This is a genomic window from Frankia tisae, assembly GCF_025403405.1.
Taxonomy (GTDB): Bacteria; Actinomycetota; Actinomycetes; order Frankiales; family Frankiaceae; genus Frankia; species Frankia tisai.
In genome coordinates, this window is record NZ_JANEZT010000304.1 from 1 (window position 1) to 8371 (window position 8371).

Sequence of the window (8371 nt, forward strand, 5' to 3'; positions counted from 1 at the left end):
CCGGCCACCGCCGGGCCATCCGAGCTTCGGACGGCTCGCGGCGGGGGCGCGGTCGGCGGGGGCGCCCCACGGCCGGGCGGGATGCGCGGGGTGGTCGGACTGACCGGTCCGCCGAGCGCAACGTCGGCCACCGGGATCGGCACCGGCGGGTGCGGCCACTCGCCGCGGGTTTCCAGGCGCAGGCTCGCCGGAAGCACCTCGCCATCCGCGCCCTGGGCGGCGGCCGACCTGAGGGTGGCCTCGGCGAGCACGGCCAGCGCCCCGGTCGTCAGGCCCGCGCCCGCTCCCCGCAGCCAGGCGGGCACGGCCATCCGAAAGTGCACACCACCGTCGGGTGGGACGCACCCGTCGGTGCCACCGGCCACACCGGGGTCCTCGGCACCGGGGACGGGCGCGCCGCCGGGTTCGAGCGCCACCACCCCGGCCCGGTGTGGGAAGGGGGCGCAGGGCGCCACGGCCTGCGGGTCGGCCTGCTCCTGCCTGGATGCGGTGATCTCCCCGTGCACTGGTCCTGTCTAGCAGGATCACGTGGACTTTCCCGGCGCCACCTACCCTTGGTGACCTCCGTCACCCGGTCTCGCCCGGAACGGTCCCGAAACATGTCCGGAACGCTTCCGACCCACCGCCGCTGGAGGTCTCCAGCGCCTCGATTCACCGAGCCGAGGTTGAGGCGCAGGTCCCGGGCATAGCCGGGAAGCAGCTCCCGCAGGCGGGCGACGGCCGTCAGGCCGCGACCTCGACCGGGGCGGGCGCCGCGGCGCCGAGTGTCGCCTCACCCTTCTGCCAGTTGCAGGGGCACAGCTCGTCGGTCTGCAGCGCGTCGAGCACCCGCAGGACCTCCGCCGGGTTCCGGCCGACGCTGCCCGCGGTGACCATGACGAACTGGATGACGTTGTCCGGGTCGACGATGAAGGTCGCCCGCTGCGCCACGCCGTCGTCGCCGAGCACGCCGGCGGCGGCGGTCAGGTCCTTGCGGATGTCGGCGAGCATCGGGAAGGGCAGGTCGGTCAGGTCCGGGTGGTTCTGCCGCCAGGCCAGGTGGACGTACTCGCTGTCCGTGGACACGCCGAGGACCTGGGCGTCGCGGTCGGCGAACTCGCCGTTGATCCGACCGAACGCGGCGATCTCGGTCGGACACACGAAGGTGAAATCCTTCGGCCAGAAGAAGACGACGCGCCACGCGCCGGGGCGGCTGGTGGCGGTCTCCCGGGCGAAGGCGGTGCCGGGGTCGTTGGAGACGACCCCGGTCAGGTCGTAGGCGGGGAAGGTGTCGCCGATGGTAAGCACGTCGAGGTGTTCCTCTCGTGGGGTGGGATCGGGCACGCCCCACTCTTGCGATCCCAGACTCAGAAGAGAAATCGAAAGATTCGGCAAGTTTGATAGCCTCGATCTATGGCTAAGCCCCAGCCGACGCTGACCCAGTTGCGTGCGCTCGTCGGTGTCGCCGATCATCGGCACTTCGGCCGGGCGGCGGCCGCGCTGCACGTGAGCCAGCCGACCCTGTCCAGCGCGGTCGCGGCGCTGGAGCGCACTCTCGGCGTCCAGCTCGTCGAGCGCACCACCCGCAGTGTGCTGCTCACCGGGGTGGGCGAGCAGATCGTCGCGCGGGCCCGCGGCGTGCTCGGCGCGGTCGACGACATCGCCGAGGTCGCGATGCGGGCCCGCGCCCCGCTGACCGGCGACATCCGGCTCGGCGTCATCCCCACCGTGGCGCCCTACCTGCTGCCCCGGCTACTGCCCACACTGCGCGGGCGCTGGCCCCAGGTCCGCCTGCGGCTGCGCGAGGCGCAGACGTCCACCCTCCTGGCGGAGCTGCGCGGCGGCGCCCTCGACCTGGCGCTGCTCGCGCTGCCCAACGACGAGCCGGGCGTCACCGAGATCCCGCTCTACGACGAGGACTTCGTCCTGGTGACCCCCGCCGAGCATCCGCTGGCCGGGGGCAGCGCCGTGCCCCTCGCCGCCCTCGCCGGGCAGGACGTGCTCCTGCTGGAGGACGGGCACTGCTTCCGGGCGCAGGCGCTCGACGTCTGCCGGGAGGCCGGGGCGCGGGAGCGGGCCACGCTGCGGGCGGCCAGCCTGTCGACGATCGTCCAGATGGTCGCCGGTGGGCTGGGGCTGACGCTGCTGCCCGCCGCTGCGGTCGGCGTCGAGGTGGGGGAGGGGCGCGGCCTCGCGGTCGCCACGTTCAGCCGTCCGGTGCCGCACCGGCGCATCGGCCTGGCCTACCGGGCGACCTCCGCGCGCGTCGTCGACTGGGACCTGCTGGCGCAGGAGGTCCGCGCCGCGTTGCCCGGGACGGACCTGGAACTCTGCCCGGTCCCGGTGGGAAATCCCAAGGTAACCCGCTCAGGGTGAGCACCGCCGGCCCGCAGCGTGGTGTCTCGCGGTGTCTCGTGGCGCTTTCGGCATGTGCTCAAGCACTTGTTCATCCCCGCTTCTTCGCGACTAAAGGCTGCGGGCTTCGTCACGTTTTATCGTCGGCGGCGAGGACAGGGACATAGCGTCCGCGACCGGCTGCCCGCCGGCGTCCGGCCGACGGGTCGGACCGAGGCGATCCGCACAGGTGGGTCGTGGCGCCACGGCTGGATGGGGTCGGGACGCCGGCCACGACAAAGGTGGTGCGCGTGTCCGTGCCGAGATCTGATCGACTTGCCGGTATGCGAGATACGTCCGTGTCATGCATATGTAACCGGCCGGCCGTAGCGTAGGCCGCCATGAGCGACGCACGGAACGTGGCCGTCGGCGTCGAGGAGGAGTTTCACATCCTCGATCTCACCACCCGCCAACTTGTTCCCCGGGCCGAGGAAATCCTGCAGCAGCTGGACAAGGATTCCTTCTCTCCGGAACTATTGAAATCCGTCGTCGAGACCAACAGTCAGCCGACGTTGGATCTGCTCGCGCTGCGGTCGAATCTGCTGGATCTGCGCCGCCGGCTGGCCGAGGCGGCGGGCGAGCTGGGGCTCGGGCCGGCGGCGTCGGGCACCGTGCCGATCCTCGACATGGATCTGCTCGACGTCTCCCGCGACGACCGCTACGAGCAGATGACCGAGGACTACCAGATCGTCGCGCGCGAGCAGCTCATCTGCGGCGCCCAGGTGCACGTCGACGTCGCCGACCGCGACCTCGCGATGGCCGTCGTCGCCTGGACCGCGCCCTGGCTGCCGATGTTGCTGGCGCTGTCGGCCAGCTCGCCGTACTGGCTCGGCGCCGACAGCGGCTACGCGAGCATGCGCACGCTGGTCTGGCAGCGCTGGCCCACCGCGGGCGTCGCCGGGTCGTTCAAGACCGCGGCCGAGTACGACCAGCTCATCGCGGACCTGATCAAGTCCGGCGTGATCAGTGACCCGGGCATGGTCTACTTCGATGTCCGCCCGTCGGCCCACCTGCCCACCGTCGAGCTGCGCATCTGCGACGCCTGCCCGGATGTGGACAACGTCATCCTCATCGCCGGGCTGTTCCGGGCCCTGGTGTGCCGGGCGATCGAGGAGATCGAGGCCGGCGGCCAGGCGCCGCCGCCGCGGGCCGAACTGCTGCGGGCGGCGACCTGGCGGGCGGCCCGCTCCGGGCTGGAGGGTGACCTCGTCGACATTCTCGGTGCGGGCCCCGTGCCCGCGCGGGCCATGCTGCGCCGGCTGCTGGAGGAGGTGCGCCCCCAGCTCGAGCGCTACGACGACTGGGAGCTCATCGACAACCTCGCCGAGCAGGCCGCCGGGCGAGGCAGCTCGGCGCTGCGCCAGCGGCGCGCGTTCGCCCGCCGCGGCCTGCTCACCGACGTCGCCGACCTGATCCTCGCCGAGACCCGCGACGTCCCGCCGGCCGGGGCGTCACTCGGCGTCGCGCCCGCGGTGTCCGCGCCCGACCAGATCGCGCCGGTCCTGCTGGAGCGCTACCAGCCGACCGGCTACGACGAGGTCGTCGACGAGCACGGCGCCGTGCGCCCCCAGTACCGGGCGGTGATGCGCACCCTGGAACGGCTCGGCCCGGACACCCTCGACCAACGCGTCGGCACCCGCGAGGCCGAGCAGACCGACCGGGGCATCGTGTTCCGGGTCAACGGGGACTCGGCGAGCCGGCCGTTCCCCTTCGACATCGTGCCGCGCATCGTCGCTGCCGACGACTGGGCGGTGCTCGGCCAGGGCCTCGGGCAGCGGGTCCGCGCGCTGGAGGCGTTCCTGCACGACGTCTACGGGGAGCGGGCGGCCGTCGCGGACGGCATCGTTCCGCCCTGGGTGGTCAACGACGCACCCGGGCTGCGCCACGGCGGGCGCGCGCCCCGTCGTGACGCGATCCGGATCACCACCGCCGGCATCGACCTCGTCCGTGGCGGTGACGGCGGCTGGCTGGTGCTGGAGGACAACCTGCGGGTGCCGTCGGGGATCGCCTACGCCGTCGAGGGCCGCCGGCTCGCCGAATCGGTGCTGTCCGAGCTCGGTCCGCCGCCCGGCATCCTGCGGCTGGGCACCGTGCCCGCGCTGCTGCACGACGCGCTCATCGCGGCGGCGCCGCCCGAAGTCGCCGGCGACGAGCCCGCGGTCGCCGTCCTGACCAGCGGGCCGGCCGACTCCGCCTACTTCGAGCACGTGATGCTCGCCGAGGAGATGGGCGTGCCGCTCGTCGAACCCGGCGCGCTGCTCGTCGACGACGACGTTGCCTACCGGATCGACGACGGCCGCCACCGCCGCGTCGACATCCTCTACCGGCGCATCGACGAGGACGAGCTGTTCAGCGCGCCGGGTGCGGACGGGGCCCCGCTCGGCCCGGCGCTGCTGGGGGCGGTCCGCGCCGGGCGGGTGAGCGTCGCGAACGCACTGGGCAACGGCATCGGCGACGACAAGGTCGTCTACGCCTACGTGCCCCGGATGGTCACCTACTACCTGGGGGAACAGCCGCTGCTCGACGACGTCCCGACCTACGTCTGCGGCGACCCGGACCAGTGCGAGCACGTGCTGGCCAACCTCGACCAGCTCGTCGTCAAGCCGGTCGACGGCTTCGGCGGCTCCGGCGTCGTGATCGGCCCGCACGCCGAGCCGTACCAGCTCACCGCGGCCCGGGAGCGGATCCTGGCCGACCCGCGGCGCTGGATCGGACAGGAGGTGGTCTCCCTGTCCACCCACCCGACCTGGCACGACAGCCACCTCGAACCGTGCGCGGTGGACCTGCGGGTGTTCGTCTACGCGGGGGTGGAGCCGGTCGTCGTGCCCGCCGCGCTCAGCCGGGTCGCCCCGCCCGGCAGCCTCATCGTCAACTCCTCCCAGGGCGGTGGCTCCAAGGACACCTGGATCCCGCGCCGCTGAGCGGACCCCGACGACCGCCGCCGTCTTCCGCCGAACCCCTCGGCGGTGGACGGCGGCGTTCCTGTGGGCGAAGTGGTTCTTGACCGCAACCGGGCGGACACGAGGGTGAAATCTCCGGCATCGAGGGTGGAGGACGATCGTGCACCCTCATGCCGGGCAGGAATGCCCGGGGAATGGATCTCACCTGAACTGACTGATCGACAGGAGCGCACATGTGCGGGCTGAGTGGTGAGCTGAGGTTCGACGGCCGGGGAGCGGACGTCGATGCGGTGGTGCGGATGACGGCCACCATGGTGCAGCGGGGCCCGGACGGTGCCGGCGTCTGGTCGGCGGGACCGGTCGCGTTCGGCCACCGCCGCCTGAAGATCATCGATCTGTCCGAGCGCGGCGCCCAGCCCATGGTCGACAGCGAGCTGGGCCTGACCACCGTGTTCAACGGGTGTATCTACAACTACCAGGAGCTGCGCGACGAGCTGGTCGCCGCCGGCTACCGCTTCTTCTCCACCTCGGACACCGAGGTGATCGGCAAGGCGTACCACCGCTGGGGCACCCACTGCGTCGACCACTTCGCCGGGATGTTCGCCTTCGCGGTCAGCGAGCGCGACAGCGGCCGGCTGGTCCTCGCCCGCGACCGGCTCGGGATCAAGCCGCTCTACCTCGCCGCCGACAGCGAGCGGCTGCGCTTCGCCTCCACCCTGCCCGCATTGCTCGCCGGGGGCGGCGTCTCCTCGGACATCGACCTCGTCGCCTTCCACCACTACCTGTCGTTCCACTCGGTGGTGCCGGCCCCGCACACCATCCTCGCCGGGGTGCGCAAGCTGCCCGCCGCCACCGTGCGGGTCGTCGAACCGGACGGCCGCTTCACCGACGAGGTGTACTGGAGCCCGAGCTTCACCCGCGACCCCGCCCACGCCGGCTGGACGGCCCGCGACTGGCAGGACGCCATCGCCGAGAAGCTGCGCCTGGCGGTGCACCGGCGGATGGTCGCCGACGTGCCCGTCGGGGTGCTGCTCTCCGGGGGGCTGGACTCCAGCCTGATCGTCGCGCTGCTCGCCGAGGCCGGCCAGCACGGCCTGGCCACGTTCAGCGTCGGTTTCGAGGCCGCCGGCGGCGAGTCCGGCGACGAGTTCGCCTACTCGGACATCATCGCCAGGCACTTCGAGACCGACCACCACCAGATCCGGGTGCCCGGCAGCCGGCTGCTGCCCGCCGTCGACGCCGCCGTCGCCGCGATGAGCGAACCGATGGTCAGCCACGACTGCGTCGCCTTCTACCTGCTCTCCCAGGAGGTCTCCCGGCACGTCAAGGTCGTGCAGTCCGGGCAGGGCGCCGACGAGGTCTTCGCCGGCTACTCCTGGTACCCGCCGCTGGCCGGCGTCCCGCGTGACCAGGCCGTCGACGCCTACCTGCGGGTCTTCGCCGACCGGCCGCACCGCGACATGCCGGCGATGGTCGAGCCGCACCACCTGATCGAGGCCGACGCCAGCCGGCACTTTGCCGCCTCCCACTTCGCCCGCCCGGGTGCCGACACGTCCGTCGACGCCGCGCTGCGCATCGACTCGGCGGTCATGCTCATCGACGACCCCGTGAAGCGGGTCGACAACATGACGATGGCCGCCGGCCTGGAGGCCCGCACCCCCTTCCTCGACCACGAACTGGTCGAGCTCGCCGCGGCCTGCCCGCCCGAGTTCAAACTCGCCTCCGGCGGCAAGGGCGTGCTCAAGGACATCGGCCGCCCGCTCATGCCCGTCGACGTCATCGACCGGCCCAAGGGGTACTTCCCGGTGCCGGCGATCCGCCACCTGGACGGCCCGTTCCTCGACCGGGTCCGCGACGCGCTCACCGACCCGGCGGCGAAGTCACGTGGCCTGTTCCGCCCGGCGTGGATCCAGGCGATGCTGGCCGCCCCGAACGACAATCGCACGACCCTCGGCGCGAACGCCCTCTGGCAGGCCGCGCTGCTCGAGATGTGGCTCCAGACCCAGGGCGTCGCCTGACCCCTGGAATGCAGTGGCACCCGGGAGGTCACCCCGACTCCCGGGCACCACCCGACTGGTGGGGGACTGACATGACCCGTGGCTCCACCCGCGTGGACGGCCCCATCCCGGCGGACCACGCGACCCCGGTGAATTCCCTGCCCGCGACGATCCCCACGCCCGCCACGCCGCCCGAGTCGGGCGCGCTCGGCGTGGCGTGGCCGCCTCGGCCGGAGGGCGCCGGCGACCTGCCGGTGGAGTGGGTCGCGGCCGAGGGGGTGCGGGCGCCCGTGCTCGCCTCCGACGGCCGGCTCGCCTACGTCGCCGACGGACCGGCCGGGCCCGCGCTGTGGATCCGGGACCCCGACGGCGCGCGGCGGGTGGTGGACACCGGTCCCGGCCACGTCCGCGCCGCGGCCTGGTCGCCGGCCGGCGATCTGATCGCCGTGCAGGTGGCGCCCGGCGGCGGGGAACTCACCGAACTGTGGGTCGTCGCCCCCGACGGTGCCGACCTGCGCCTGCTGGCCGGCGGGGCCGGTCGCGCCGCCGGGCCGGGCCGCTGGATCGCCGGTGGCCGGGCCCTCGTCGTGACCGAGTCCGACCGCGCCGACCCGGCCGGGAGCACCGCCGCCGTCCTGGTCGCACTCGACGGTCGGCGGGCCGCCCTCGCCGCGGGGACCGCCCTGCAGATCTGCGACATCGTCGACCTCGCCGACCTCCAGTCCGGTGCCAACTGCCAGTCCGGAGCCGGCCGTGATCCGCTGGCCGGCTCGTACCGGCTGCTGCTGCGGGAGGGGCCGCGTGGGGTCCGCCGCGCCCTCGTCGTCGACGTCCGGCTCACCGCGCCGCCGGATGGCGGGGCGGTTCGTGCGTCCTGGGAGCTGCCCGGTGGCACCGCGACGGTCCTGACCGGCCGGTTCGCCGCGGGTGGGCGTCGGGCGCTGCTGATCAGTGACCTCGGGCGTGAGCGGGCCGCCCTGCTCGACATCGCCGTGGACACGCCAGGCGAAACCGTGGTGATCGCCGCGCGGCCCGACGCCGGCGTCGAGCGGTTCGCCCTGCTCGACACGGCCGGCACGCCCGGCGCCGCCGGGGCAGAGG

4 protein-coding genes and 3 pseudogenes are annotated in these 8371 nt (G+C 73.3%); 4 read left to right on the forward strand and 3 right to left on the reverse strand.

The genetic code is table 11. From position 1 onward, the window contains the following. The 3 genes and pseudogenes from NBZ85_RS23460 to NBZ85_RS23465 all read right to left on the reverse strand — a co-directional run. A pseudogene (locus tag NBZ85_RS23460) lies at positions 1-506 on the reverse strand (hypothetical protein); the annotation flags it as partial. A gap of 146 nt (positions 507-652) precedes the next feature. Continuing rightward, a pseudogene (locus tag NBZ85_RS33870) lies at positions 653-727 on the reverse strand (alkyl hydroperoxide reductase); the annotation flags it as partial. Further along, the gene (locus NBZ85_RS23465; protein WP_261559209.1) at positions 724-1287 is read right to left on the reverse strand and encodes a peroxiredoxin; all 564 of its coding nucleotides are present in this window, start codon (positions 1285-1287) and stop codon (positions 724-726) included. The pseudogene NBZ85_RS33870 and the gene NBZ85_RS23465, both read right to left, overlap by 4 nt. 105 nt (positions 1288-1392) lie before the next feature. Here NBZ85_RS23465 and NBZ85_RS23470 point away from each other — a divergent pair, with 105 nt between their 5' ends. The 4 genes and pseudogenes from NBZ85_RS23470 to NBZ85_RS23485 all read left to right on the forward strand — a co-directional run. Beyond that, positions 1393-2355: a LysR substrate-binding domain-containing protein gene (locus NBZ85_RS23470; protein ID WP_261559207.1), complete on the forward strand. Its 963-nt coding sequence runs from the start codon at positions 1393-1395 to the stop codon at positions 2353-2355. Positions 2356-2714: 359 nt separating this feature from the next. Then, complete coding sequence (locus NBZ85_RS23475) at positions 2715-5294, forward strand: carboxylate--amine ligase/circularly permuted type 2 ATP-grasp protein (protein WP_261559206.1); 2580 nt, start codon at positions 2715-2717, stop codon at positions 5292-5294. 212 nt (positions 5295-5506) lie between these two features. After that, positions 5507-7291 (forward strand): N-acetylglutaminylglutamine amidotransferase, encoded by a 1785-nt coding sequence (locus NBZ85_RS23480; protein ID WP_261559205.1) that lies wholly within the window; start codon positions 5507-5509, stop codon positions 7289-7291. A gap of 71 nt (positions 7292-7362) precedes the next feature. Continuing rightward, positions 7363-8371: pseudogene (locus NBZ85_RS23485) on the forward strand (TolB family protein); the annotation flags it as partial.